The following is a 24,339-nucleotide window of genomic DNA, read 5'->3' as shown; positions in this document are numbered from 1 at the left end:
CGACAGCAGCCGTGAAGCGGGCCGCGAATCGCCACCTGGACGGTACGCGGGGCATTAAGTTCAAGAGTTCGTCTCTCCCCCTCGTGTGGGGCCTTGAGGGGTCGCGGGCGGCGCGTGAGGCCTCCGTGACGTGTACGCGCTGCCCGAACACCGTAGCCCCCACGAGCCCCAAGCACACCTGCCAGCCGCGCCCACTCGACCTCGTTCGCCTCCTCGTCCAGGTCGACGCCGGCATTGTCCGGCATCCAGCCCTTGAAGTCCAGGGAGGCGATCAGCTTCGAGATGAGCTGTCTTCTCCTCCATTCAGGTGCGCCGGTTCATCCGATGTATTGATGATCGGCGCGCTCCGGCCGTGCCCGACGGCGAATCCGGCCGTTCCCGCGCCAAGCTCCCCCTCGGAAGGAGCACGTACATGAGCCCTGAGTGCAGGTCAGCGTCCCGGCTGGGACCGCCGCCCCGTCGCCGCGCGTGGACGACCAGCGGGGCGCGAGCCTCGCTCGCGCTGGTTCTGGCGGCCGGGGTGGTCAGTCCGGCCATGGCGGCGGGGCAGGCCGTGGGCCACCACGCGAGGGCGGTGAGCCGCGTGGGTGACGAGGGCAAGCGGGGCCCGGTCGGCGCCACGGAGGCGACCAGGGCAATCGGGACCTTCGCCAATGTCGGCGCGAGCATCTTCGCCGATACCAGCCAGACGATCCCGACCAACATCCCCACCAAGATCAATTTCACCGGTGCGGACTTCGACACGGACATGATGTTCGATCCGATGAACTCGACCCTGGTGGTCCACACCGCCGGGCGGTATCTCCTCAAGGGAAGGATTCTCTGGGCCAACCTCATCCCGATCCCGACTGAGGGAGCGAATCGGGAACTCCTCATCAACCTCAATGGCAACGCCATCGCCGGAGACGCACAGAACACCGTGGACCCCGGCGGCTTCGAACTGTCGCAGGACGTGTCCACGATCGTTCAGCTGAACGTTGATGACGTGATCTCCCTCAGCGCCTTCCAGACCACCGGACACGACGCCACCTCGTTGCACTCCGGCGGAGGGATGTCGGGGAAAACACTGGCCCCGCAGCTCGTGGCGGAATGGCTCGCCCCATAGTCAGCGTCCCCTGAACCGAAGGCGAGCACCGGCCAAACGGCCAACGCCCCCTTCCATCACGTGCCATCAAGCCGCCTTCAGGGTGCACGGGACACGGCGAGGGCCGCCTTCGCCTCGATGCGCAGGACGCCGTCGCCGTGTGCAACCCGGGTCTGCTCCGCAGCCTTCACGTCGCGGTCCTACGAGGCGTCTTCGGACAGGATCTCGACCGTGGTGTCGGCCCGGTCGGCGGGGATGTCGAGGACAGCCGAGTTAACCCGGTGACATCCACACGACGGATGAAAAGAATACCGACACAGGATGTCGGGTTTCGGGTCGACCATGGCTTCACCGGTCGGCGCCGAGGGTGGACGCGGTCCGGGCCCCACAGACAGACAAGGACCTCCATGCGCGAAACGCCAGAAGATCTCAAAGAGCTCCAGGCCCTCCTTGACGCCTCCCTCTCCCGCTCCACTTCGCACCTCCGCTCGATCATCAACACCGCGAGCACACTGACCGCGGATCAACTCACCCGCGTCCTCACCGGCATGTGCACCCTCGCCCTGTCCACCGTGACAGCGAAGGGTGAACCGCGGATCAGCGGCGTGGACGGACACTTCCTGCATGGAAAGTGGCACTTCGGCACGGCGCGCGGCGCTGCCAAGGCCCGCCACCTCGCCGCGCGGCCCGCCGTCAGCGCCGCGCACATGCGCGGTGAGGACCTGGGCGTGTTCACGCACGGCACGGTGGAGATCCTCAACCCCCAGGGCGGTGAGCCAGCCGCGGACTGGCCGGACCTGCTCGCGTACTTCAAGGACTTCTACGGCGACGACCTCTTCGACTGGGACAACGACGTGGTCTACTACCGGCTGCATCCGCACTGGATGGCCGTCTACGCCCCCGACATCGCCAGGCTCACGCCTGCGTCTTCCTCCTGATCCACGGCACGGCCCGCACCGCGACCGGCCACGTGATGAGAGACCGGTGAAGCGGCCGCTGGGCGCCATTGATGACGAGCGGCCGCGGCACCGAGAGGGCGGACGAAGGTTGGCCGTAATCGTCCGGGGCCGACCGGGCGAGGGCATCCACGCGAAGTCGCTGGCAGGGATGAACTTCATGTTCGCCGAGACCGAGCGGTACGTGCGGGAGAAGCAGACCGCCGAGGAGCCGGGAAACGGGCTGGTCGATGAGCTGCTGGCGGCACACGAGCGCGGCGAGCTCACGTGGCGTGAGGTCCTGGAGACCACGGTGCTGCTGTACATGTCGGGCGGCCCGAATCCCGCCTACCTCATCGGTGCCGGGTTCAAGCTGTTCGCCGAGCGACCGGACCTGATGAAGCAGTTCAGGGAGAGGCCGGAGATCCGGGACGCGTTCACCAACGAACTGGCGCGCCTGAACCCGGTGGAACTCATCATCACGCGGTTCCCGAACCAGGACATCGAGATCCAGGGCGTGCACATCCCCGCAGGATCGTGCATCAAGTACCCGATCGGCGCCGCGAACCGGGACCCCGCGGTGTTCGAGAACCCGGACGCGTTCGACTACAACCGTCCGCCGGACGCGAGCCGCAACCTGACCTTTGGGCTCGGTACCCACGCGTGTGCCGGGCAGCTGCTGGCGCGGGCCGAGACGAACGTGATTCTCGGCCTCGTCGCCGAGCGGTACTCCTCGGTCGAGCTCGCCGGCGAGCCGCTCGAGGTCCGCACCGACCGCCTGGTCGCGTTCGACAAACTGCCGGTCCGGCTCTCCTGAGCCGGGCCGCCGGCCCTCCTTGCGCCGACCACTCCCCCACACGTGGCAGGAGTGCCTGCTTTCGTTAGAATACCGCCATGACCGTCCATCGAGTGGCTGTGCTGGCGCTGGACGGGATGGCCCCGCTCGACCTGGCCATCCCTTTGCAGATCTTCGGCCCGCGCACGGAGACCCCCTACGAGGTCTCCGTGTGCGGACCGAGCAGTCCCGCCTCCACCACCAGCGGCTTCCCGCTGGCCGTCACCAGCGGACTGGACGTCCTGAGCGGAGCCGACACGCTGATCGTGCCGGGGTTCGGTCCGGGGTTCCGGTCACACCCCGGGCCATTGCCGCCGGCGGTGCTCGACGCGCTGGCCACGGCCCGCGACCGGGGCCGGCGGGTGGTGTCCATTTGTACCGGCGCGTTCGCGCTGGCCGCGGCCGGCCTGCTCGACGGGCTGCACGCCACCACACACTGGCAGCACACGGACGAACTCGAACGGGACTACCCCTCCGTGCGCGTGGATCGTGACGTGCTCTACGTGGACGAGGGCAACGTCCTCACTTCGGCCGGGGTGTGCTGCGGCATCGACCTGTGCCTGCACATCGTGCGCCGCGACCTGGGTGCCGTCGTGGCCAACCGGATCGCCCGGGGCATAGTCGCCGCTCCCCACCGCGAGGGCGGCCAGGCCCAGTACGTACCCGCACCCGTCGCGGTCACCGGCGACACCGCGCTGGCCGACACCCGGGCCTGGGCTCTGGAACGCCTCGGGCAGTCGCTCACCGTGACCCAACTCGCCCGCCACGCCGGCATGTCCGAGCGCTCCTTCATGCGCCGTTTCGTCGAGGAGACGGGCACGACGCCGCTGCAATGGCTGGTGGGCGCCCGGCTCGGCCTGGCACGCGAACTCCTGGAGACCACCGACCGCTCCATCGACCTGGTGGCGCGCGACTCCGGCCTGGGCTCGGCCGCCAACCTGCGCCTGTATTTCCGGCGCGCGCTCAACACCACTCCGACCGCTTACCGGCGCGCTTTCACCCGCCACGTCCCGCACCCACCCACATGACGTCCGATCGAGCAGGCGAAGTGAGTCACGTGCCCCGGAACACCACCGTGGCCGGCACTGTCGGTGAGGACGAGCGGACCGGCCCATGCCCTCGTCCCCCGTTTCCCGTACCGTCCTCCCGCCTGCGTCGAGTCGCCGTCCTTGTGCTCGAGGGTGCGAAACCGCTCGACGTCGGCATTCCCGCGCAGGTGTTCACGACCCGGGCGAGTATGCCGTACGAGGTGCGGGTGTGCGGTGCGGCACCGGGGCTCGTGGCCGGCGGCGACGGCCTGGCGCACCACGTCGCCCACGGCCTCGACGCGCTCGCGTGGGCCGACATTGTCTTCGTCCCCGGCTATCGGTTCCCGGACCGCGACGACCCGCCCCAGGCCGTGGTCGATGCGCTGATCGCCGCACACGACCGGGGCGCACGGCTTGCCGCCATCTCGACGGGCGCCTTCGCGCTCGCCGCCACGGGCCTGCTCGACGGCAAGCGCGCCACGACGCACTGGCACTACACGCGGGCGCTCACGGCGAAGCATCCGCTCATCCGGGTCAACGAGAACGTTCTGTTCGTCGACGAGGGCAGCGTGCTGACGTCGGCCGGCGCCGCCTCGGGCATCGACCTGTGCCTGCACATTCTGCGCGGCGACCTCGGGGTGGCCGCGGCGAACCACGCGGCCCGGCGCCTGGTCGCGGCCCCCTACCGCAGCGGCGGCCAGGCGCAGTACGTGCCGCGCAGCGTGCCCGAGCCGCTCGGCGAACGGTTCGCCGCCACCCGCGAATGGGCCCTGCACCGGCTCGACGAACCCCTCAGCCTCGAGGCCCTCGCCCGGCACGCGGCGGTCTCGCCGCGCACGTTCTCGCGGCGCTTCGTCGAGGACACCGGGTATACGCCGATGCAGTGGGTCATGCGCGCCCGCATCGACCTGGCCCGTGAGCTGCTCGAGCGTTCGGAGCGCAGCATCGAGCAGATCGCGAACAACGTCGGCCTCGGCACCGGCGCGAATTTGCGCACGCACTTCCAGCGCATCCTGGGGACCACACCGAGCGAGTACCGGCGGACCTTCACCCGGGGAGAGTAGCCCGCCGCCCGGCCTGGCGCGATCCTTTCGAACCATGGCGCTCACGCCACAGCCGCGGCCGGATCGCGCACGCGAGGCTGGTGCCGAACCGAAGGGACACCACTCATGACTCGCATCGCCATCAACGGATTCGGCCGCATCGGGCGCAACGTGCTGCGCGCCCTGCTCGAGCGCGACAGCGACCTCGAGATCGTCGCCGTCAACGACCTCACCGAGCCGGCCACCCTCGCCCGGCTTCTCGCCTACGACACCACGGCCGGACGGCTCGGGCGTCCGGTGACCGTCGACGGCGACACCCTCGTCGTCGACGGCCGCCGCATCAAGGTGCTCGCCGAGCGCGAGCCGGCGCAGCTGCCGTGGGCCGAGCTCGGCGTCGACATCGTGCTGGAGGCGACAGGCCGCTTCACGTCGGCCAAGGCCGCCCGCGCCCACCTGGACGCGGGCGCGAAGAAGGTGCTGGTCAGTGCGCCGTCGGATGGCGCCGACGTCACGCTCGCGTACGGGGTCAACACGGAGACGTACGACCCGGCCGTGCACACGATCGTCTCGAACGCCTCCTGCACGACCAACGCGCTCGCGCCGCTGGCCGCGGTGCTCGACGAGCTCGCCGGCATCGAGCACGGCTTCATGACCACGGTGCACGCCTACACGCAGGAGCAGAACCTCCAGGACGGCCCGCACCGCGACGCCCGCCGCGCCCGCGCCGCCGCCGTCAACATCGTGCCGACCACGACGGGCGCCGCCAAGGCCATCGGCCTCGTGCTGCCCAACCTCGACGGCAAGCTGTCGGGCGACTCGATCCGCGTGCCGGTGCCGGTCGGCTCGATCGTCGAACTCAACACCACCGTCGCCCGCGACGTGACCCGCGACGACGTGCTGGCCGCGTACCGCGCCGCCGCGCAGGGCCCGCTCGCCGGCGTCCTCGAGTACTCCGACGACCCGCTCGTTTCGTCCGACATCGTCGGCAACCCCGCCTCGTCGATCTTCGACGCGGCCCTCACCCGCGTCGAGGGCCGCCACGTCAAGGTGGTCGCCTGGTACGACAACGAGTGGGGCTTCTCCAACCGCGTCATCGACACGCTGGAACTCCTCGCCGCACGCTGACCGGGCCCCGAGCCTGCCGGGGCGCGCCTACGGCGCAGGCGGTCTTGTGGGCTTCGTAGCCCACAAGACTGCCGTGATCCCGGCCCGGGTTTTCAGCCGCGCGCCGTGGTGGCGGGTTGAGGGAAGGTGACGCCGGTCAGTTCCTCGGAGACGGTCCACAGGCGACGGGCGGTGACGGGGGCGCTGGCAGCGGGCGAGCGGCCGACCAGGGTCGGGGCGCCACGCATTTCGAGCCTGCCGTCGGGGCCGACGTAGCTCCCACCGGGCAGATCCTGGACCGCGGCGTACAGCGTGGGCAGCGCACCGGCCTGGCTGTCCTGGGCGATGAGCCGGTTGCCCAGACGCATGAAGAGGCCGCGCAGGAGGCTGGCGTCGTGGCCCTGGAGGTTGGTGGCGGCCCAGCCGGGGTGCGCGGCCAGGGCGCGTACGGGCGAGCCCGCCTCGGTGAGCCGTCGCTGGAGCTCCAGTGTGAAGAGCAGGTTGGCGAGCTTGGACTGGCTGTAGGCGGCCATCGGGCTGTACTCGCCGGTCAGGTCGAGATTGTCGAAGTGGATGCGAGGGCTTCCCGGGGTTTTGTGCGCTGCGGAGGACAGCGTCACCACGCGGTCGGTGATGCGCGGCAGCAGCAGGTTGGTCAGGGCGAAGTGGCCCAGGTGGTTGGTGCCGAACTGCATCTCGAAGCCGTCCTTGGTGCGGCCCTCCGGGATGTTCATGACGCCGGCGTTGTTGATGAGCAGGTCCAGGTCGCCGTCCCAATCGGCGGCGAACTCGCGCACGGACGAGAGGTCGGCCAGGTCGAGGCGGCGTACCTCCACGCTGCCGTTCATGCTCGCGGCGGCGTCCTCGCCGCGCTTCGGGTCCCGTATGGCGAGCACCACGTGGGCACCAGCGCCGGCCAGTGCCTTGGCGGTGGCGAGGCCGAGCCCGCTGTTGGCGCCGGTCACGACGGCCGTACGGCCACTCTGGTCGGGAATGTCACTGATGGTCCAGGGCTGTGTATTCGCGTTCTTTGCCATGCCCTCAATGTATGCGGTGCCCACAATGTTTGCAACGACTACAATGTGGGCGTTGCTCACACCGGGCTAGGCTGAGGGCATGAAGAACCGCCGTTACCACCATGGAGACCTCCCTGCCGCCCTGCTCGCCCGCGCCGAACAGACCCTGCGCGAGCGGGGAGCGGGCGCGCTGTCCCTGCGGGAACTGGCCCGTGACATCGGGGTGAGCCCCGCCGCGCCCAGCCGCCATTTCAAGGCGAAGCAGGACCTCCTGGACGCCCTGGCGCGGACCGGCTTCGAGCGGCTCGCCGAGGCCATCGCGGACTCCCAGGAGGGTGCCGGCGAGTCGTTCCCCGAGAGGCTGGATGCCGCTGCTCGCGCCTACGTGGGCTTCGCAGTGGACAACGCCGCGCTGCTTGATCTGATGTTCTCCGTCAAGCACTGCCCGGAGGCATCAGAGGCGCTGGGGGCGACAGCCCACCGCTGGTCGGAGCGGCTCCTCGAACTGATCAGCTACGGGCAGCGCAGGGGCGAGGTGCGCGAGGGGCCCCTGGAGCGGGTCGCTCTGCCTCTCTTCGCGGGGCTGCACGGCTACGCCGGCCTGAGCGTGAGCGGCATGCTGCCACCACAGGTGGCCGAGCACGGACTGGACGACGTGATCGCCTCCCTCCTGCGCGGCTGCGAGCCGGATTAGAACCGTGCGGGACGAGCGGGTCGGCCCTGGTCAAGGTCGGCCCTGGTCAAGGTCGGCCTTGGCTGCGAAGGCCACGGCGGCGGAAAAGGGCGGCTGCGCTGATGGTCGCTCCAGGAATCGCCGATGGGGCGGCCGGAATCGCACAGTGGAAGGGGGCGGTTCCAGGCACGTCGGCTCGCGGAGGAGTTGACGGGCAAGCGGGTGCGGCACCGCCGCACCCGGCCCTCACCTCTCCGATACGGAGGACGACCTCATGGGTTCTCTTGATCTGACCGGACGCGTGGCCCTGGTCACCGGAGCGACCAGCGGCATCGGCGCCGCCACTGCGGCGCTGCTGGCCCGGCGGGGCGCGCATGTGCTGGTCGCCGGCCGGGACGCCTCCCGCGGCGAGTCCGTGGTCGCCGCCATACGCGACCGCGGCGGCAGGGCCGACTTCATCGCCGCCGAGCTGGGCCAGGCGCAGTCGGTACGGCAGCTGGCGCGCCGGGCCATGGAGCTCGGCGGCGGCCGGGTGGACATCCTGATCAACAACGCGGGCATCTACCCCTTCGGGCCCACCGAGCAGGCGACCGAGAGTGAGATCGACACCGTCTACGCGCTGAATGTGAAGGCGCCGTTCCACCTGGTGGCGGAACTCGCGCCCGCCATGGCCGAGCGCAACACAGGCGCTATCGTCAACGTGAGCACCCAGGTGGCCGCCTACGGGGCGCCGGGCATGGCCCTGTACGGGTCGAGCAAGGCGGCCGTGGAACTTCTGACCAAGGCGTGGGCCGCGGAGTACGGCCCGCGCGGGGTCCGTGTCAACGCCGTCCGGTCCGGGCCCGCCCGGACGGAAGGCACGGCGGGCATGGGCGAGGACCTCGGCGCGCTGGCCGCCCAAGCCCCGGCGGGCCGCCCGGCCGAGCCGGAGGAGATCGCCGAGGCGATCGCCTACCTGGCCGGCGACGCGGCAAGCTTCGTCCACGGCGCCGTACTGCCCGTCGACGGCGGCCGCACCGCCGTCTGACCTCCCGCCAGGACACCGCACGGCGGTCGGCTGGTCGAACCGGACCGGGCTGCCCGAGCGCGGGAACTGCGGGAACCCGTCTGGTCAGCCGGTTACGTTGGCGAAGGGGCGGCCATCGCCGAACGCGAGCCGCGCGAAGTTCTCGCCGATGCGGCGGTGTCCTGCGGGATCGGGGTGGACCTCGTCGGGCAGCGGGAATTCGGCATAGTCCCCCTCGCCGTACAGGTCGCGGCCGTCGAGGTAGTACAGGTTCGGGTCGTCGGCCGCACGCTGGTGGACGACCCGGGCGAGTTCGTCGCGGATGACGTTGAGCGTCAGGCGCCCGGCGGCGCGTTCGGCCGGATCGCCCGTCGCCCTGAACCGCAGAGTGCCCCCGTCGAAGTCGGGCGCGAGGGGGCCGGGGGTGTCCTCCTGGACCGGGCACAGGATGGCGGACACGAGCAGCAGCGGCGTGGCCGGATGTCCCTCGCGGAGGGTGTCGAGGAAGCCGTGGACCGCGGGGGCGAAGGCGCGCAGGCGCATGACGTCGGAGTTGACGATATTGATGCCGACCTTGACGCTGATCAGGTCCGCGGGGGTGTCCCGCATCGCGCGGGCGGTGAACGGGTCCAGCAACGCGCCGCCGCCGAACCCCATGTTGACCAGCTCCACTCCGCCCAAGGCGGCTGCCAGGGCCGGCCAGGTGGCGGTCGGATGCGTGGCGTTCGAGCCGTGGCTGATGGAACTGCCGTGGTGCAGCCACACCCTGCGCCCGCTGTCCGGCGCCCGCTCGACTGGGGCGTCGGTGCGCAGGGCGATCAGCTCGGTGATCTCCGTGTGCGGGAGCCAGATCTCGACATCCTTGTCACCCGCCGGCAGCCCGGTGAACCGGGCGGTGCGGGCCGGCCCCTCCGACAACTCGGAGGACTGGGTGACCATGTCGGTGATCATGCGCACATTACCGCCGGCCACCGTGGCCTGAGCAGCGAGACGGCCGTCGACCAGCAGGTCGTACACGCCGTCCGCCGGGGCCGGGAAACCTCGGTAGATCCGCTTGGTGGGCAGCGTGTCCAGTTCGATCGTGGTGGCCCGGGTACGGAAAACCAGCCGCACGCCGGAGGGCTGGGCCTCGGCCACGGCCAGTTGGTCGTCAGGGATCTGCCGACGCGCCCGGGCGGGCAGCCGATGCGGGAGCAGACCGTGCGCGGTCGCTTCCACGTCGAGATGACCGCGCAGGATGTCGGCGGTGACGGGTGTGGTGATCGTGTCGTGCTCGGTCTTCATCGCTTCAGCCTGTTGATCAAGATTTCCGGATTGTGCATGTGCGCCGCCGCGCGGCGCGGCGAACCTCCTCCGGCGGCCCTCCGGCCGGCTCCAGGCCGACGTAGCCGTGGAAGACGCTGCCCAAACAGCCGGACGGCGTGTGTCCCGTCAGACGGTCCGGGGTCGGCTCGGCTCTAACCATAACCCTCCCCCTATGCGGCGACAACCATAATGCAATCGCCTAATAGCTTTAGGCAAGGTTTACTCATCGCCGAGTTCACCGCCGCCGGAACGCTGGGAGTGGTGCGGGAGGCGGCGGTGGTGGCCGCGGGAGGCGGCGGTGGTGGCCGCGGGAGGGACGGATGAGGCGCGGTCCGTCCCTCCGGCGGCGAAAATCGTTGTTCACATCGCCTGTTGTCGGCGCTGGGGAGTCGGCGGGCAGTTCGCGTTCCCCGTATCCACGATGTCAGTGATCGTGGGCGGATTTCCGCTTTCCGGCCACCGGGCGCAGCGCGGTCGGGGTCCGGGTGTCCGGGGGCATCTGTACGGCCAGGCCGTCGGCGTTGTCGGCGAGGGCGAGTTGGGAGATGGCGTTGACCAAGGTGAGTGTTCCGTCTGTGGCGGTCAGCTGCCAGCGCTGTGTGCGGGTGTTGTCCGAGCAGGTCTGCTGGGTGATGGTGGCGCCTGCTTCCAGGGGCGCTCCGAGGTAGCGCCGGCCGGTGGCCATGTCCAGGCACTTGCCGGTGGTGGTGCCGCCGCGGACCGCGCGGATGCGGTAGTAGCCGTCGGGGGTCGCCGACAGGGCCCAAGCCGCGTCGGGGTCGGCCGCCAGCCTGGCCGGGGCACCTTCCGTGGTGCCCGCCGTGGTCAGGCGCTTGGCCGTGCCGGGGAGGGTGAGGGCGTAGGTGCCGTCCTTCAGCGGGAGGCGTGTCACGTTGTTCCAGCCGGGGGCGTGGCCGAGCCGGTCGGCGAGTTCGGCGAAACCGGTGTAGGTGGGGGCGGGTTTGGGGCTGCCCCAGGTGGTCTGGGCGACGAAGCGCAGCGGCATGAACGCGTCGGTCTCGACTTCGTTTTCGGTCTGTTCGGATGCGAAGTCGGGCCACATCGTGATCTTGGCGCCGGTGACCCGGGGCTGGGGGCCGGTGAGTGTCTCTCCTTCGAAGCGCAGGGGTGTCCAGTCGCTGTCGTACAGGGCCTGGGTTCTCATTTTCGAGCCGCCGCGGATCAGGTAGAGGGAGTAGGCGGAGTTCATGACCTGGTGGCCCTGGGCGAGAAGCGCGGAGGGCGGCTGCTTTGCCTCGGGGGTCCAGTGCTCGACGTCGATGTTCGAGTCGAGAGGGATGGTGTTGTCGCCGGTCAGTCCGTCGTTCCAGATCCGCAGGGTTCTCCCGCCGGCCCGCACGTGGGTGTTCACGCGGTTGACGAAGTCGATGAACGCGTCCTGAGGAGTGGCCGATGCTCCGTATTTGGCCTTCGCGTAGGCGGCGATCTGGGGGTAGGCGGCGTAGTCGGAGCCGAGCATGTACTCGTCGGCGCCCATGTGCCAGTAGGGGGTGTCCCAGACCGTGAGGGCCTCGTCGAGGAGCCGGGTGTAGAAGGTGTAGGCCTCGGGCCGGGTGATGTCCAGCCGCGAGGGCGAGGGGGTGCCGGAGGAGTCGGTGAGCTGGAGTTCGGGGTGGTTCTGGAGGTAGGGGTCGATGTGTCCCGGGGAGTTGATCTCGGGAATGAGGGTGATGTGGTATTTCTTCGCCATGGCCGAGAGCTGTCGTATCTCGTCCTTGGTGTAGTAGCCCCAGAACTTGGTCTTCGGATAGTCGTCGCTGGCGACTTTCGCCTCGATCCACAGCTGGTTGAGCTTGAGATAGGACATCTCCCGCATCAGCCGCTCGAACCAGGGCATCGAGATGTGGATATAGCAGGCGCACACTCCCACGCCGCGCTCTGCGTACCGGGGGACGTCGACGGTCCGGCCGCGCGGCAGCACGGTCTGGGTCTGGCCGTTGAGCATCTGTAGCACGGTGCGGGTGCCGAGGAAGACTCCGTCGGCGGTGGCTCCGGTGACCCGTACGGTGTCGGAGACGAGAAGTTCGTATCCCTGCGTGCCGAGGTCTCCGGCGCCGGGGTCCAGGCGCAGGACCACGTCGCCGGAGCGGGGCTCCTGTCCGGTGACCACGGGCAGTCTCAGTCCGGTCGCGCCGGCCAGGTCGTCGGCGAACGTGGCCGCATCGGCCTGGGCCTGCCCGGTCGCGGGCGCGAGGATGCGGGAGCCCTGGTGCAGTTGGAGGGTGCCGGTGCCGGCGGTCCACCCGGCAAGGGCCGGTATCACCTGGGGCGTGGCGGGGGTGCGGGCGGCAGCGGACGCGGGGGTGAGTGCCGACGCGGGCAGGGCCGGTGGCACGAACAAGGCCAGGGCCAGGGTGGCCAGGAGGCAGACGGCCCAGCGGGGGCGTCCGCGCGTGGAGCGCAGTCGTTGGATCACTGTGTCCATGGGCATGAGGGTTGTTACCCACTTCCCAGCCGTGGACACGGTTACTAGGCTCGTCGGCCGTGACCGGTGTCCAGGCATCGAGAGGCGAACACATCCGATGAATCTGTTCCCGTACTCGAGAAAAAGTTCCCTGCGCAGCGCTCTGACCGCCGCCGCGATCACGGCGTTGACCGGGTTAGCGGCCCTACCGCCCGCAGCCTCAGCAACCACCACGACCACCGCGACCACCGCGGCCACCGCGGCCACCGCGACCGAAACGGCGGCGGGCGGCGCCGCGGGGTGCCAGGAGCCGGTGACGCCGGCGCCGGTCATGGCCGTGGAGGAGTGCGACAGCCCCGCGCGCATCATTGAGAAGGCCGCGAACATCGTGCCGCGCCCCTCCCAGGTGGCCTGGCAGCAGCGCGGCATCATCGGCTTCACCCACTTCGGGATGAACACCTTCACCGACCGCGAGTGGGGCTCGGGCATGGAGAAGGAATCACGCTTCGCCCCGCCGGACGTCGACGTGGCCCAGTGGATGCGCGCGTACCGGGGGATGGGCGCCAAACAGGTCATCTTCACCGCCAAACACCACGACGGCTTCGTGCTCTACCCCACCCGCTACAGCGGCCATTCCGTGATCGCCAGCCCCTGGTGGGTCAGCACCACGGGCTGCGAACGGGCCGAGGAGGCCACCGCCGCCCGGACCGCGGCCGAACGCGAACGTGACACCGACCCCGCCGCGTACTGGCGGGCGCGGAAAGCGGGCTGCGAGCGGCAGGGCGGGGACATCCTCGGCACATACGTGAGCGCGGCCCGCGCCGCGGGACTGCGGGTCGGCGTCTACCTGTCCCCCTCCGACGGAGCCGAACTGCCTCCCGCATGGCACCGTGACACCTATATCCCGGCCATCGAGGCCAAACCGGCCGGCTCACGCTCGACCGCCGAGAAAGCCACGCTGGAAGACGCGCCCGCAAGCCCGGCCGGCCACGGCCGGTACGGCGACTCCAGCAAACCCACGGCACGCACGATCCCCACCCTGGTCCCCGGGGACGACCGCACCCGCGCCGTGGCACAGGGCACCCTGCCGGTCTTCGACGTCACCGCGGACGACTACAACGCCTACTACCTGAACCAGCTCTACGAACTGTTCACCCAGTACGGGCCGATCGACGAGTTGTGGCTGGACGGCGCCAACCCATGGGCGGGCTCAGGGATCAGCGAAACATACGACTTCACCACCTGGTTCAAGATGATCAAGGCGCTGTCGCCGGACACCGTGGTCTTCGCCGGCCCGCAGGGCACCCGGTGGGTGGGCAACGAGGCGGGGGTGGCGCGGACCAGCGAGTGGAGCGTCACACCGGCCACCGGTGACCCGGACACGGCACACAACGAAGGGCTGATCCCCGGCGGCGCATGGGCCCAGGACATCGGCTCCCGCACGGTCCTCGCCCGGCCCGATGTGCGCTATCTCCAGTGGTTCCCCGCCGAGGCGGACTCCTCGATCAGGCCCGGCTGGTTCTACCACCCCGGCGAACAGCCCCAGTCCGCGGCCGAGCTCGTCGGCAAATACCAGCAATCCGTCGGACGCAACGCCGTGATGCTGCTCAACGCGCCGCCCGGCACGAACGGGCGGATCGCCGACAGCGACCTCGCCCATCTCACTTCCTTCGGCACAGCCATCCGCGACACCTACCGCACCAACCTGCTCGCCCCCCAGCAGGATGCGACAGGCGCCGCGCTGACCGACGAGGACCTGTCCACCGGCTGGTCCCCCGCCGGCCAGGCCACCACCGGCAGCGTCACCCTGAATATCCCCCAGGCGCAGACCTTCGACCAGATCCTCCTCCGCGAGAACATCACCCGCGGCCAGCGCATCGAAGAATTCGCCATCGACACCTGGAACGGCACCACCTGGACCCAGGCAGCCAGCGGCACCACCATCGGGTACAGCCGCATCCTGCGACTGGACGCGTCCGTCCGCACCGACCGCATCCGCGTCCGTGTCCAGGCCGCACGCGCCACGCCACAGCTGGCAACCGTGGGCCTGTATCGCACGGTCACACCCACCACCCCAAAAAAATCGGGCGGCGATGTCGAGAATCCGTAGCCGGCTTCGTCCCCGGGGTGAAGGTGACCACAATGGGTGGCACCAGCACCAAGGAGTAACACGATGGCCAAGTACTTGCTGCTCAAGCACTACCGCGGCGCCCCGGCGCCGGTCAACGATGTGCCGATGGAGCGGTGGACGCCGGAGGAGGTCTCGGCGCATGTGCGGTACATGCGCAACTTCGCGGACCGGCTCGAGGAGACCGGTGAGTTCGTCGACAGCCAGGCGCTCGCCCCTGAGGGGACGTTCGTCCGGTATGACGGTGAAGGGCGCCCGCCGGTCACCGACGGCCCGTTCGCGGAGACGAAGGATCTCATCGCCGGCTGGATGGTGATCGACGTCGCCAGCTACGAACGCGCCGTCGAGCTGGCCGGGGAGCTGTCGGCGGCTCCCGGGGCGGGCGGGGAGCCGATCCACGAATGGCTGGAGGTTCGCCCGTTCCTGGCCGAGCCGCCCACCATCACGGAATGACCTCACCGATGGACGATGCCCTGCTGAGGAGCCTGACGCCGGGCGTGCTCGGAATCCTCGTCCGCCGCGGAGCAGACTTCGCGGCGGCCGAGGACGCCGTGCAGGACGCGCTCATCGAGGCGGTCCGCGTCTGGCCCACCGACCCCCCGCGCGATCCGAAGGGCTGGCTGGTCACCGTGGCCTGGCGCCGGTTCCTCGACACCGCCCGGGCGGACGCCGCCCGCCGCCGACGCGAGGACCGTATCGACGAGGAACCGGCGCCCGGGCCCGCGCCCACGGTGGACGACACACTCCAGCTCTACTTCCTGTGCGCCCACCCGTCGCTGACACCCGCGTCCGCGGTCGCGCTCACCCTGCGCGCCGTCGGCGGGCTGACCACCCGCCAGATCGCCCAGGCCTACCTGGTGCCAGAGGCGACCATGGCGCAGCGCATCAGCCGGGCCAAGCGCACCGTCGCCGGTGTGCGGTTCGACCGGCCCGGAGACGTCGCCACCGTGCTGCGCGTCCTCTACCTGGTCTTCAACGAGGGCTACTCGGGTGACGTCGACCTCGCCGCCGAGGCCATCCGGCTCACCCGTCAGCTCGCGGCCGCGATCGACCACCCCGAAGCCGCGGGGCTGCTCGCCCTCATGCTGCTCCACCACGCCCGGCGCGCCGCCCGGACCGCGCCCGACGGCAGCCTGGTGCCGCTCGCCGGGCAGGACCGCGGCCGGTGGGACACCGCCGCGATCGCCGAGGGGATCGAGATCCTCCAGGCGGCCCTGGCCCGCGACCGGCTGGGCGAGTTCCAGGCCCAGGCCGCCATCGCGGCACTCCACGCGGACGCGCCCACCGCCGAGGAGACCGACTGGGTACAGATCGTCGAGTGGTACGACGAGCTCACACGCCTGACCGACAGCCCGGTCGTCCGGCTCAACCGCGCAGTCGCCGTCGGCGAGGCCGACGGACCGCGCGACTCCACGATCACACGGGCGCACTCGGCATGCCGCCGGCGCCCGACGGGACAGCGCCGGGCAGAAGGAGCCGCCAGGGGTCGAGCCCGCCCTGTATGGGAGCAGGGGCAGAAGCTCATGGGGATGGTCGTCACCGCAGGGCAGCGGGCGCAGGCCGGGAAGCTGGGCGTTTCCCGTTCGGTCGGTTTGACCATCTGTTAGCGTGCGCGGATGGAGGATCTGGGACTCGTGGCTTGGCCGCCTGAGCCGATCAGGACCGAGCGGCTCGTGCTGCGTGAGCCCGAGGCGCGGGACCGTGCGGCGTTCATCGAGCTGCTCGCCTCGCCAGAGGTGAACACCTACGTCGGCGGTCCCCGCCCGCGTGACGAGCTTGAGCGCGAGACGCCTGAGGTGCCCGAGCGGTGGCCCGGGAGTTTCGTCGTTGATCTCGAAGGGGCGATGATCGGCCAGATCCTGCTCAGGAGAGCAACCGGGCACCGTCGCCCGGCTGCCGTGGGGAAGGCCGATCTCGGCTACCTGTTCCTGCCTCGGGCGTGGGGATTCGGGTACGCCGCCGAGGCGTGCGCGGCGGCACTCGGCTGGTTCGACGGCGTCCTTCCCGGCGAGCCGGTGGTGCTCACCACCCAGACCGCCAACGTCGGCTCGATGCGCCTCGCCGCGAAGCTAGGGTTCACCGAGGTAGAGCGGTTCGAGGCATGGGGCGCCGAGCAGTGGCTCGGCATGTGGTCCCCGGTCACGCCGTCCAGTTGAGTTCGTGACGGAACCCCCGGGGAGTACCCGCCCGTACGCGCCCAGGCTGCGGCCCTCTCATGTGCTGGGCGACAAGGGCTACAGCTCCCGCGCGATACGCACCTGGCTGCGGCGGCGCGGCATCGCCCACACCGTTCCCGAGCGGGCCGACCAGAAGCGCAACCGGGCCCGCCGCGGCAGCCGAGGCGGACGCCCGCCCCGCTTCGACAGGCAGCTCTACAGACGGCGCAACGTCGTGGAACCGTGCTCCAACCGCCTCAAGCAGTGGCGTGGTATCGCGACCCGCTACGACAAGACCTCCGAGTCCTACCAAGCGGCCGTCACCTTCGCCTCGCTCCTGAGGTTCGCTTCGGTACGGCCGTGCCCGGTGGGGGCGCCGGGATCAGCGGCGCAATTCGCCGCGCCCGCTTGGCGCCGTAACCCGAAAAAGCAGTGGCCGTACGGGCTCGGTGCCACATACGTTCGCCTCCATGGTTGACGCAATGTTCGGGCATCCGCGCCTCGCCGCCATCTACGACCCACTCGATCCGGACCGCAACGATCTCGACGCGTATCTCGCGATGGCGGAAGAGTTCGGCGCGCGGTCCGTGCTGGACATCGGGTGCGGTACGGGCGTGTTCGCGCTGCTGCTCGCCGAGCGCGGCATTACGGTCACCGGGATCGATCCCGCGCGAGCGTCCGTCGACGTCGCGCGTGGCAAGCCGGGCGCCGAGCGGGTGCGCTGGCTCGACGGCGACGCGGGGGACCTGCCGCCCATGCAAATCGACCTGGTGACGATGACCGGGAACGTCGCCCAGGCGATCGCCGATCCGCAGGCGTGGCGTACGACGCTGCGCGGCGCGTACGAGGCGCTGCGGCCCGGCGGGCGGCTTGTCTTCGAGACGCGCGATCCGGCGCAGCGCGTGTGGGAGGAATGGGCGGAGTGGACGCGCGAGACCACGTACCGCATGACGGACATCCCGGGCGTCGGTCACGTCGAGGCCTGGGCCGAGCTGACGGACGTGAGCCTGCCGCTGGTGAGCTTCCGGGGTACGCACGTGTTCGCTGCGGACGGGGACGTACTGACCTCGGAATCGACACTTCGCTTCCGCGAACGTACGGAGGTCGAGCGGGACTTGCACGAGCACGGCTTCGTCGTCGAAGACGTACGCGACGCACCCGACCGGCCGGGCAGCGAGTTCGTGTTCGTGGCGCGGCGCGGTACCGCGGAGCCCGTCCCTCCCGGAATGCCCTAGGGAGCGTGCGCACCACACAGCGCCGGGCAGACGGGACTTTGAAGACGCTCCCTTGGCCGAACTGCCGCACCCGCCTGGCCTTGCGACGCGCGCGACTCCCCAGTTCTCGAACGCGTGCCGAAACAACAAGTACTTTGCCTCAGTGTTCACGCCCGTGCCCTGGGCCGAGGCTGCGAGCCAGGTGAAAGCAACCTCGATCGCGCACAGGCCGTCTCCTGTAGGCCACAGTCGCGGATCCCAGTAGGCCGTGGCCCCGACCACCCGTCCCGACGCCTGTTCCACCTGCGCGTACGGGCCCAGTTTCCCAGCAGCGGCACGGGCGGTAGACGTGCTCCAGTGCCGCCGGCACGGCGAGTTTCATGGCGCGTCTGAGGGTGCTCCCCGCCGACCCGCAGGCAGGGCGGCGGGGAGCCCTGGTCCATGCCTTGGTTGAGTGAGCATGCGGATGGATTCAAGCTGTTCACACGGCATCGGCCAGCCTCGCGTTCGGCCAGCAGGACCTTGCCGTCTTCGCCCTGTCGCCCGAGGCCACCCCTCTCAGCCTCGCCCAGGACGAGGTGCGCTCCTTGCACCAACGCCTGTTCACCCGACACACAGCTCCGGTCGAGGCGCGCGGATGCACAGTTCCGATATGCGGTGAATACTGGAGGCGAGCGCTTTGGTTCCTCGAGTTCGTCACTCTGCAAGTGGCGTACGCACCAGAACCGGGCCCGGGCCCGGGCCGGGGCCGGGGCAGCACAACGTCCCTCACCACCATTACAGCAGGCCGATAGCGCGATGCTCACGCGACGGTTCAGCTTGTTGTTGTCTTCTTCCTCGCGGTGGTGCTGACGAACCTGACCCGTGGCTCGAGGAACGAGAAAGGACAGCGCCATGGGCTATGACAACTCGTGGTCCTTCAATGTGTGGGGCTGGGGCAATGCCGATCACACCACAGTCTTCAATGTACCTGACCAGCCGAGGCCGATTTTCACCTACGGGAATCTGAGTGGACTGATCGGCAGCGCGAAGGCAGGAATCGCGAATTTCACCAGCGATGGACATGTTCTACGGAACGACGGGAGCGAGGGGCATCCAGTCGGTCAAGTGCTGCGTCGTGTACCACCCGGCGACCGGGGTCATCGTTCATGTGCACCGCGTCGTTGACTCGGCAGGTAACCCGGTGACCCCCGACCACAAAGTCAGGGAGCAGGCACTCGATCTCGCCGCCCGAAACGGCCGCGACATAAGCCAGTTCGAGGCCGTTGTAGTACCCGCAAACGACATTGCGCCGGGCTACATCTACCAGGTAGACCCGAATACCAAGCATCTGCGACGAGGCGAGGCCGCCCCCGGCTTGCGCCCCCCTGCGGGTCCTTATGGCTAGTTCTCTGACCGGGGAGGTTTACCGGGTCGGCGGTTCCAGAGGTTGGGTGTCCGGTGACGTTCAATCGACTGAGTTGGCGAGCTCTATGTCTGCCCGGCATCTCCGGAGCATCCGCACACCGACCTGATCCAGTGAGTTGTCGCTGAGCCTTCTTTCGCGAGGCCGCACACACCGCAACAGCCCTGGGCGGGGCCCGGGTCCGGCCGACCGTGCGGCGGTCGGGGATTCAGACACTTCCCGAGTATCAAACCGGCCGGACTGGCCGCCCGACCACAGTCACTGGCGAAGTCCTTGGCCGTCGTGGAGCGCTGTGGCCAGCCGTTCGGCGTGGGCGTCGCGCAGCGGCTTGAGCGCTTGGTAGGTGGGGTGATCGTCGGGCGTCTTGATCGGTCCCATTCGCCACGTCATCCGGCTCTGCCGATGACAACTATTGAGCTTCGGCTCATCGCTGGAGGTGTGGTGGCTGAGCCTGTCCGTGTGCGCAGGTTGACCGACCAGGAAGGTCAGAAGCTGCAGCAGATCGTGCGCCGGGGAAGCACGAGTTCGGTGCGGTACCGGCGCGCGATGATGCTGCTGGCTTCGGCCGGCGGGAACCGGGTTCCGGTGATCGCCAAGTTGGTCCAGGCCGACGAGGACACCGTCCGGGACGTGATCCACCGGTTCAGCGAGATCGGCCTGGCCTGCCTGGACCCTCGGTGGGCAGGAGGCCGTCCCCGCCTGCTCAGTCCTGACGACGAGGGCTTCGTCGTCCAGACGGCCACCGCCCGACCGACCAAACTCGGCCAGCCCTTCACCTGCTGGTCCATCCGCAAGCTCGCCGCATACCTGCGCCGCCTCCACAGACACGTGATCCGGATCAACCGCGAGGCATTATGGTGCCTGCTCGCCCGCCGCGGCATCACCTTCCAGCGCACCAAGACCTGGAAAGAGTCACCCGACCCGGAGCGCGACACCAAGCTCGACCGCACCGAGGAGTCCCGGACCGCTTCCCGGACCGCGTGTTCGCCTTCGACGAGTTCGGCCCGCTCGGCATCCGCTGGGGCTGCCGGCCGCTGACCAGCGCCGCGTGAGCGGTGAGCCCGACCACGAGCAGTACCGTGCCCGCATGGCAGGCAAGCGGCAACCGCACTGGCCAACCCTTGGGACACCGACGGCCCCCGTCCCGTCCCGACCCACGGACAGATGGCGGTACGCCGTCTACTTCACCGAACCGGACGGCGTCGCCGACGGCGCACTCGGCGATCCCGCATCCACTGGCGGCCGGAAACAGCCCTGGCGTACTGCGGCGCGCCGGTCGACCCACGCAGTCAGCGGACCGGCTACGACTCCTCTTCAAGCTGTGCCCAAGTGTGGGTGTCCAGGCCGTCGTAAGGGCCGATGCGGGAGAGTTCGGAGCCGTCATGCCCGAGAGCCACAATGACGGGACGGGCTCCGCGGTCGGCGTGAGGAGACATCCAGGCGGCGATGAGCTTGCGCTGCTCGGGAGCCTTGATCCGGCGGTTGCCGATGAGGACGTGGCCGACGTCCTGCCCGAGGTGGACTTCGACACAGCTGATCCATGGGGCCGTCGCGATGGAGTGTGGTGGATCGTGGCGGCGAGTGAGGCTGCGCACGCCCCCGCCGCTGTGGATTTCGATGACGTCGACGTCGGCGGTGTCATTCACCGGGCCACTTCCGCCGCCCACGTACTGCCACTGATCGTCGTACCACTCCAGGAGTACGGTGTGCTCACGGGCCCGCGCGGACTTCGGACGCCACACGAACCAGACCGCCCCGACGCCGCCGGCGGCGTCGATATCGGCCGACACCACCGTCAGCGCGCGCCGCGGCACCCATCGCGGCTGCGGCTCTGCGCCCTCCAGCACGCGCCGTACCACCCGCCGCAGAAGAGTCTCCTCCCAGCGCCCCGCCCACAGAGCCTGTCCCCATGCCCGCATACGCTTGCGGTACCCGGTGCGCCAGGACATCAAGCCGCAGAGACGCTCGTTCAATAGCCCCCGGCGCCACCTTCACCGCAGACGGCGGCAGCCTGGTCCGTGCCGCGTTCCGCCCGATCGAAGGGGGCGAGCGGATCGCGCACAACATCGTCGTTGTCGCCGGCAGGACAGCCGACGGCGTGACGATTCCGGAGCATACGGTCAACGGCCGGCCCGGTCTGATGGTCCAGCGAGCCGGCGGCACCCAGGCGGCGTACGCGTTCGACGTCGCAGACGGCCGGATCAAGCACATCTGGGCCGTCCGCAACCCCGCCAAGCTCCGGCCGCGGGCGGCGGGCTGACCGCGACGTCGGGGTGATAGCCCCGGCCCATAAGCGCGTCATCCGCGGTTCTCTCGTGGTTCGGCGGTGCTCCAGTTCCAACCGGTGATCGTGGTGCGCATCAGGCGGGCGGCGGTCGACAGGTGGCTGTCGGCGCCCCAGTACAGGGTGATGGTGCGACGGCAGTCGGGACTGTCGACGGCGATCCAGGCGAGCGGGGCACGGGTGGCCGTACGCCGGGCGAAGGCGGGGACGAGACCGATGCCGAGCCCCGCGCCGATCAGGTCGGCGATGGCGCTGGGCTCGTCGCCTTCGCAGACGATCTTCGGCGTGAGGCCTCGTGCGGCGAAGAGCCGATCGAGCAGGCGCCGTTGCCAGTGCCCCTTGCGGGCGGTGATGAACGGCTGGTCGGCGAGTTCGTCGATGCTCACCGACGCACGGCCCGCCAGCGGGTGATCAAGTGGCGTGGCCACCCCGACGGCATCGTCGAGCAGTTGCACCCGCTCCAGGCCCCCGGCATCGATCGGCTGGGAGGCGACGCACAGATCGACGTCCTGGGCTCGTAGGCGGCGGGCCATGTCCTCAGCCGGCGACCAGTGGAGTTCGATCTCGATGGAGGGATGCGCGCGCTTGTAAGCCGCCAGCGGCCCGGTGAGGGTGAGGAAGGTCTCCGACGCCAGCCTCACGGTGCGCACACCCTCGCTGGTGGCTTCCGCGACGGCTCGCCTGCCCGCCTCGAGCTCTCCGAGGGAGCGTTCGATTGCGTCCGGCGTGGCCGTTCCTCGCCACGCTGGCCCTGGTGGCGGCCGAGACGGTGCAGTACTTCGCCGGGCTGGACGGGGCGCTGTGGCTGCACCTTCCGCTGGGCGTGCTGACCATCGTCGGGCTCGTCGTGCTGTTCATCGCCGTTTGGCGGCAGCCCGTCTCCCGTGAGGAGGCCAACGGTGCGTGAGCCAACCGTGGACAGGCGCCAGGTGCTGGGCCTCGGCGGGGCGCTCGGGCTGATGTCGGCCACCGGGCTGTCGGCCGCGGCCGTGCTGTCGCGCCGACCGCCGGCCACCGGTGCCGAGTTGCGCAGCGCGGTACCGCTGCCGCTCGCGTTCCGGGTGCCGTTGCCGCTTCCGTCCGTGCTGAAGCCGGTGAGCACCTCGGGCGGCGTCGATCGATACGAGATCACCCAGCGCGAGGCGGCCCTGGAGATCCTGCCCGGAGTCAGGACACCGATGTGGACGTACAACGGCACCTTCCCGGGCCCGACGATCGAGGCGCGCCGCGGCCGGCCGATCACCGTGACGCACCGCAACGAGCTGCCCGTACCGACCGTCGTGCACCTGCACGGTGGACGGAACACGCCGAGCTCCGACGGATACCCGACCGACCTCGTCCTGCCCAATGGCTGGCCGGACCCCGCCCACACGATGCACGGCATGCGCGGGATGCACGATCCGCGGGCGGTGGTGACCAGGCTGACGCGGGACTACACGTTTCCGATGGACCAACGGCCGACACTTCTCTGGTACCACGACCACCGGATGGACTTCACCGCCCCCGCGATCTGGCGGGGACTCGCCGGGCTTCAGTTCGTGCGCGACGACGCCGAGGAATCACTCGGCCTGCCCGCGGGGCGGCGCGAGCTGCCGCTCGTGATCGCGGACCGTGCCTTCGACGACCACGGCCACCTCCACTACCCCGCCCTCGACCCCACCCTGCGGAAGCAGCCGGGCGTCCGCGAGGCCAACGTCGCCGGAGTGCTCGGCGACGTGATCCTCGTCAACGGCGCCCCGTGGCCCATGCACGAGGTCGACGCGGCCCGATACCGGCTGCGCATCCTGAACGCCTCCAACGCCCGGCACTACGAACTCGAAGCGGTCACCGACGACGGCCGCCGGCTCGATCTCGTCCAGGTCGGCGCCGACCAGGGACTGCTCGCGGCGCCGGCCACCCACCGGTCCCTGCCGATCGCGCCGGCCGAACGCTACGACGTGGTCATCGACTTCTCCAGCGTCCCTGTCGGCAACCGTGTCAGGATCGTCAACCGGCTCGGCTCCGGCCGTACCCGCGACGTGATGGCCTTCCGGGTCGCGCGCAAGGCCGCCGACGGCAGCCGCATCCCGCGCGTCCTGTCGAACGATGTGCCGGCCTGGCGCCGGTCGGACGCCGCGCGGGTACGCGACTTCTCCTTCCGCGCGGGGCGGATGCACGGCGGTCACGGATGGCTGATCGGCGGGCGGCCGTTCGACCCCGCCCGCACCGATGTCACCGTCCCTCTCGGCGATGTCGAAGTGTGGCGGCTGATCGCCGACGTCCACCACCCCGTCCACCTGCACCTGGTCGGCTTCCGGGTGCTCTCGCGCAGCGGGAAGCAGCCACTCCCCCACGACGCGGGCCTCAAGGACACCGTCTCGCTGCGGCCGGGCGAATCGGCAGAGATCATCACCCGCTTCGACGGCTACCGCGGCCGCTACCTCTTCCACTGCCACAACGCCGAACACGAGGACATGGGAATGATGGCCAACCTCGAGATCATCTGAGGCGCTCCGCTTGCCCACATCATGGACACGAGCAGCACCCCACCCAGCCTGCCCTACGAGCGCCCCTCGCTCTCCAAGGACTACCTCCTGGGCACCACCGAGGCCGATGCGCTCGACGTCTGAAGCCGCGGATCCGTGCCGACCACGACATCACGCTCGCCTCGGCTCCCCCGCCGCCACCCGCGACCTCGACGTGCCCGGCGCCGACCTCA

General features: G+C 69.9%; 21 protein-coding genes and 4 pseudogenes. 18 read left to right on the top strand and 7 right to left on the bottom strand.

What is annotated here, in order from left to right:
- The first annotated feature begins 535 nt into the window (after window positions 1-535).
- Entirely contained in the window at window positions 536-1,105 is a 570-nt protein-coding gene (locus tag ACZ4WQ_RS36935; protein WP_385338184.1) for a hypothetical protein, read from the top strand.
- A gap of 113 nt (window positions 1,106-1,218) precedes the next feature.
- Here ACZ4WQ_RS36935 and ACZ4WQ_RS36930 read toward each other — a convergent pair.
- Window positions 1,219-1,341 (bottom strand): annotated as a pseudogene (locus ACZ4WQ_RS36930) (DUF4097 family beta strand repeat-containing protein); the annotation flags it as partial.
- Window positions 1,342-1,491: 150 nt separating this feature from the next.
- Here ACZ4WQ_RS36930 and ACZ4WQ_RS36925 point away from each other — a divergent pair.
- The 5 genes from ACZ4WQ_RS36925 (at window position 1,492) to gap (ending at window position 6,050) form a co-directional block, all read left to right on the top strand.
- On the top strand, window positions 1,492-2,022 hold the full coding sequence (locus tag ACZ4WQ_RS36925; protein ID WP_385338187.1) for a pyridoxamine 5'-phosphate oxidase family protein: 531 nt from the start codon (window positions 1,492-1,494) through the stop codon (window positions 2,020-2,022).
- Between the two features lie 109 nt (window positions 2,023-2,131).
- On the top strand, window positions 2,132-2,836 hold the full coding sequence (locus tag ACZ4WQ_RS36920) for a cytochrome P450 (RefSeq protein WP_398375096.1): 705 nt from the start codon (window positions 2,132-2,134) through the stop codon (window positions 2,834-2,836).
- Window positions 2,837-2,913: 77 nt separating this feature from the next.
- Window positions 2,914-3,882 carry a GlxA family transcriptional regulator gene (locus tag ACZ4WQ_RS36915; RefSeq protein WP_398375095.1) on the top strand — a complete coding sequence of 323 codons (969 nt, stop codon included), beginning with the start codon at window positions 2,914-2,916 and terminating at the stop codon, window positions 3,880-3,882.
- A 143-nt stretch (window positions 3,883-4,025) separates the two neighbouring features.
- Window positions 4,026-4,946, top strand: coding sequence for a GlxA family transcriptional regulator (locus tag ACZ4WQ_RS36910; protein ID WP_398375093.1), 921 nt, complete (start codon window positions 4,026-4,028; stop codon window positions 4,944-4,946).
- Between the two features lie 105 nt (window positions 4,947-5,051).
- A complete protein-coding gene (gap, locus tag ACZ4WQ_RS36905) occupies window positions 5,052-6,050 on the top strand; it encodes a type I glyceraldehyde-3-phosphate dehydrogenase (RefSeq protein WP_311724092.1) in 999 nt (332 codons plus the stop codon).
- A gap of 92 nt (window positions 6,051-6,142) precedes the next feature.
- On the opposite strand, the gene ACZ4WQ_RS36900 is transcribed toward gap, so the two are convergent.
- The gene (locus tag ACZ4WQ_RS36900) at window positions 6,143-7,066 is read right to left on the bottom strand and encodes an oxidoreductase (RefSeq protein WP_311724091.1); all 924 of its coding nucleotides are present in this window, start codon (window positions 7,064-7,066) and stop codon (window positions 6,143-6,145) included.
- Between the two features lie 79 nt (window positions 7,067-7,145).
- On the opposite strand from ACZ4WQ_RS36900, the gene ACZ4WQ_RS36895 reads away from it, so the two are divergent.
- Window positions 7,146-7,739 carry a TetR/AcrR family transcriptional regulator gene (locus ACZ4WQ_RS36895; RefSeq protein ID WP_311724090.1) on the top strand — a complete coding sequence of 198 codons (594 nt, stop codon included), beginning with the start codon at window positions 7,146-7,148 and terminating at the stop codon, window positions 7,737-7,739.
- A gap of 253 nt (window positions 7,740-7,992) precedes the next feature.
- Window positions 7,993-8,745, top strand: a complete 753-nt coding sequence (locus ACZ4WQ_RS36890) for an SDR family NAD(P)-dependent oxidoreductase (RefSeq protein WP_311724089.1) — start codon at window positions 7,993-7,995, stop codon at window positions 8,743-8,745.
- A gap of 84 nt (window positions 8,746-8,829) precedes the next feature.
- On the opposite strand, the gene ACZ4WQ_RS36885 is transcribed toward ACZ4WQ_RS36890, so the two are convergent.
- Together ACZ4WQ_RS36885 and ACZ4WQ_RS36880 are read right to left on the bottom strand one after the other, a co-directional pair.
- Window positions 8,830-10,008 carry a GDSL-type esterase/lipase family protein gene (locus tag ACZ4WQ_RS36885; RefSeq protein WP_385338201.1) on the bottom strand — a complete coding sequence of 393 codons (1,179 nt, stop codon included), beginning with the start codon at window positions 10,006-10,008 and terminating at the stop codon, window positions 8,830-8,832.
- A 445-nt stretch (window positions 10,009-10,453) separates the two neighbouring features.
- Complete coding sequence (locus tag ACZ4WQ_RS36880; protein WP_398375090.1) at window positions 10,454-12,475, bottom strand: family 20 glycosylhydrolase; 2,022 nt, start codon at window positions 12,473-12,475, stop codon at window positions 10,454-10,456.
- A gap of 97 nt (window positions 12,476-12,572) precedes the next feature.
- On the opposite strand from ACZ4WQ_RS36880, the gene ACZ4WQ_RS36875 reads away from it, so the two are divergent.
- The 6 genes and pseudogenes from ACZ4WQ_RS36875 to ACZ4WQ_RS36850 all read left to right on the top strand — a co-directional run bounded on the left by ACZ4WQ_RS36875 (window position 12,573) and on the right by ACZ4WQ_RS36850 (window position 17,973).
- The gene (locus tag ACZ4WQ_RS36875; protein ID WP_398375089.1) at window positions 12,573-14,564 is read left to right on the top strand and encodes an alpha-L-fucosidase; all 1,992 of its coding nucleotides are present in this window, start codon (window positions 12,573-12,575) and stop codon (window positions 14,562-14,564) included.
- A 63-nt stretch (window positions 14,565-14,627) separates the two neighbouring features.
- Window positions 14,628-15,035, top strand: coding sequence for a YciI family protein (locus ACZ4WQ_RS36870; protein ID WP_311724086.1), 408 nt, complete (start codon window positions 14,628-14,630; stop codon window positions 15,033-15,035).
- An 8-nt stretch (window positions 15,036-15,043) separates the two neighbouring features.
- The gene (locus tag ACZ4WQ_RS36865; RefSeq protein WP_468022748.1) at window positions 15,044-16,189 is read left to right on the top strand and encodes an RNA polymerase sigma factor; all 1,146 of its coding nucleotides are present in this window, start codon (window positions 15,044-15,046) and stop codon (window positions 16,187-16,189) included.
- A 9-nt stretch (window positions 16,190-16,198) separates the two neighbouring features.
- The gene (locus tag ACZ4WQ_RS36860; RefSeq protein WP_311724085.1) at window positions 16,199-16,738 is read left to right on the top strand and encodes a GNAT family N-acetyltransferase; all 540 of its coding nucleotides are present in this window, start codon (window positions 16,199-16,201) and stop codon (window positions 16,736-16,738) included.
- 40 nt (window positions 16,739-16,778) lie between these two features.
- Window positions 16,779-17,078: pseudogene (locus tag ACZ4WQ_RS36855) on the top strand (transposase); the annotation flags it as partial.
- A 130-nt stretch (window positions 17,079-17,208) separates the two neighbouring features.
- The gene (locus tag ACZ4WQ_RS36850; protein ID WP_398375088.1) at window positions 17,209-17,973 is read left to right on the top strand and encodes a class I SAM-dependent methyltransferase; all 765 of its coding nucleotides are present in this window, start codon (window positions 17,209-17,211) and stop codon (window positions 17,971-17,973) included.
- Between the two features lie 84 nt (window positions 17,974-18,057).
- Here the strand turns inward: ACZ4WQ_RS36850 and ACZ4WQ_RS36845 are convergent.
- Window positions 18,058-18,294, bottom strand: a pseudogene (locus ACZ4WQ_RS36845) (GNAT family N-acetyltransferase); the annotation flags it as partial.
- Between the two features lie 1,504 nt (window positions 18,295-19,798).
- Here ACZ4WQ_RS36845 and ACZ4WQ_RS36840 point away from each other — a divergent pair.
- Window positions 19,799-20,376 (top strand): annotated as a pseudogene (locus ACZ4WQ_RS36840) (helix-turn-helix domain-containing protein); the annotation flags it as partial.
- A 282-nt stretch (window positions 20,377-20,658) separates the two neighbouring features.
- Here the strand turns inward: ACZ4WQ_RS36840 and ACZ4WQ_RS36835 are convergent.
- Window positions 20,659-21,276: a hypothetical protein gene (locus ACZ4WQ_RS36835; RefSeq protein ID WP_398375086.1), complete on the bottom strand. Its 618-nt coding sequence runs from the start codon at window positions 21,274-21,276 to the stop codon at window positions 20,659-20,661.
- On the opposite strand from ACZ4WQ_RS36835, the gene ACZ4WQ_RS36830 reads away from it, so the two are divergent.
- On the top strand, window positions 21,267-21,617 hold the full coding sequence (locus tag ACZ4WQ_RS36830; RefSeq protein ID WP_398375084.1) for a hypothetical protein: 351 nt from the start codon (window positions 21,267-21,269) through the stop codon (window positions 21,615-21,617). The genes ACZ4WQ_RS36835 and ACZ4WQ_RS36830 overlap by 10 nt on opposite strands.
- A gap of 38 nt (window positions 21,618-21,655) precedes the next feature.
- Here ACZ4WQ_RS36830 and ACZ4WQ_RS36825 read toward each other — a convergent pair whose 3' ends face one another.
- Window positions 21,656-22,282: a LysR substrate-binding domain-containing protein gene (locus ACZ4WQ_RS36825; protein WP_398375083.1), complete on the bottom strand. Its 627-nt coding sequence runs from the start codon at window positions 22,280-22,282 to the stop codon at window positions 21,656-21,658.
- Between the two features lie 74 nt (window positions 22,283-22,356).
- Between ACZ4WQ_RS36825 and ACZ4WQ_RS36820 the strand changes: the two genes are divergently transcribed.
- Together ACZ4WQ_RS36820 and ACZ4WQ_RS36815 are read left to right on the top strand one after the other, a co-directional pair.
- Window positions 22,357-22,548, top strand: coding sequence for a hypothetical protein (locus ACZ4WQ_RS36820; protein ID WP_398375081.1), 192 nt, complete (start codon window positions 22,357-22,359; stop codon window positions 22,546-22,548).
- The gene (locus tag ACZ4WQ_RS36815; RefSeq protein WP_398375080.1) at window positions 22,541-24,127 is read left to right on the top strand and encodes a multicopper oxidase family protein; all 1,587 of its coding nucleotides are present in this window, start codon (window positions 22,541-22,543) and stop codon (window positions 24,125-24,127) included. Before ACZ4WQ_RS36820 ends, ACZ4WQ_RS36815 begins: the two co-directional genes overlap by 8 nt.
- Window positions 24,128-24,339: the final 212 nt, after the last annotated feature.

This window comes from Streptomyces sp. NPDC028305, from assembly GCF_055569495.1.
Note: the sequence above shows the minus strand (reverse complement) of the source record. Positions and strands in the feature narration are given on the sequence as shown.

Bases quoted from the DNA above. Each gene is read 5' to 3' on its own strand.
- ACZ4WQ_RS36935 (WP_385338184.1), top strand. From the start codon at position 536: ATGGCGGCGGGGCAGGCCGTGGGCCACCACGCGAGGGCGGTGAGCCGC.
- ACZ4WQ_RS36925 (WP_385338187.1), top strand. From the start codon at position 1,492: ATGCGCGAAACGCCAGAAGATCTCAAAGAGCTCCAGGCCCTCCTTGAC.
- ACZ4WQ_RS36915 (WP_398375095.1), top strand. From the start codon at position 2,914: ATGACCGTCCATCGAGTGGCTGTGCTGGCGCTGGACGGGATGGCCCCG.
- gap (WP_311724092.1), top strand. From the start codon at position 5,052: ATGACTCGCATCGCCATCAACGGATTCGGCCGCATCGGGCGCAACGTG.
- ACZ4WQ_RS36900 (WP_311724091.1), bottom strand. From the start codon at position 7,066: ATGGCAAAGAACGCGAATACACAGCCCTGGACCATCAGTGACATTCCC.
- ACZ4WQ_RS36895 (WP_311724090.1), top strand. From the start codon at position 7,146: ATGAAGAACCGCCGTTACCACCATGGAGACCTCCCTGCCGCCCTGCTC.
- ACZ4WQ_RS36890 (WP_311724089.1), top strand. From the start codon at position 7,993: ATGGGTTCTCTTGATCTGACCGGACGCGTGGCCCTGGTCACCGGAGCG.
- ACZ4WQ_RS36885 (WP_385338201.1), bottom strand. From the start codon at position 10,008: ATGAAGACCGAGCACGACACGATCACCACACCCGTCACCGCCGACATC.
- ACZ4WQ_RS36880 (WP_398375090.1), bottom strand. From the start codon at position 12,475: ATGGACACAGTGATCCAACGACTGCGCTCCACGCGCGGACGCCCCCGC.
- ACZ4WQ_RS36875 (WP_398375089.1), top strand. From the start codon at position 12,573: ATGAATCTGTTCCCGTACTCGAGAAAAAGTTCCCTGCGCAGCGCTCTG.
- ACZ4WQ_RS36870 (WP_311724086.1), top strand. From the start codon at position 14,628: ATGGCCAAGTACTTGCTGCTCAAGCACTACCGCGGCGCCCCGGCGCCG.
- ACZ4WQ_RS36865 (WP_468022748.1), top strand. From the start codon at position 15,044: ATGGACGATGCCCTGCTGAGGAGCCTGACGCCGGGCGTGCTCGGAATC.
- ACZ4WQ_RS36860 (WP_311724085.1), top strand. From the start codon at position 16,199: ATGGAGGATCTGGGACTCGTGGCTTGGCCGCCTGAGCCGATCAGGACC.
- ACZ4WQ_RS36850 (WP_398375088.1), top strand. From the start codon at position 17,209: ATGGTTGACGCAATGTTCGGGCATCCGCGCCTCGCCGCCATCTACGAC.
- ACZ4WQ_RS36830 (WP_398375084.1), top strand. From the start codon at position 21,267: ATGCCCGCATACGCTTGCGGTACCCGGTGCGCCAGGACATCAAGCCGC.
- ACZ4WQ_RS36835 (WP_398375086.1), bottom strand. From the start codon at position 21,276: ATGCGGGCATGGGGACAGGCTCTGTGGGCGGGGCGCTGGGAGGAGACT.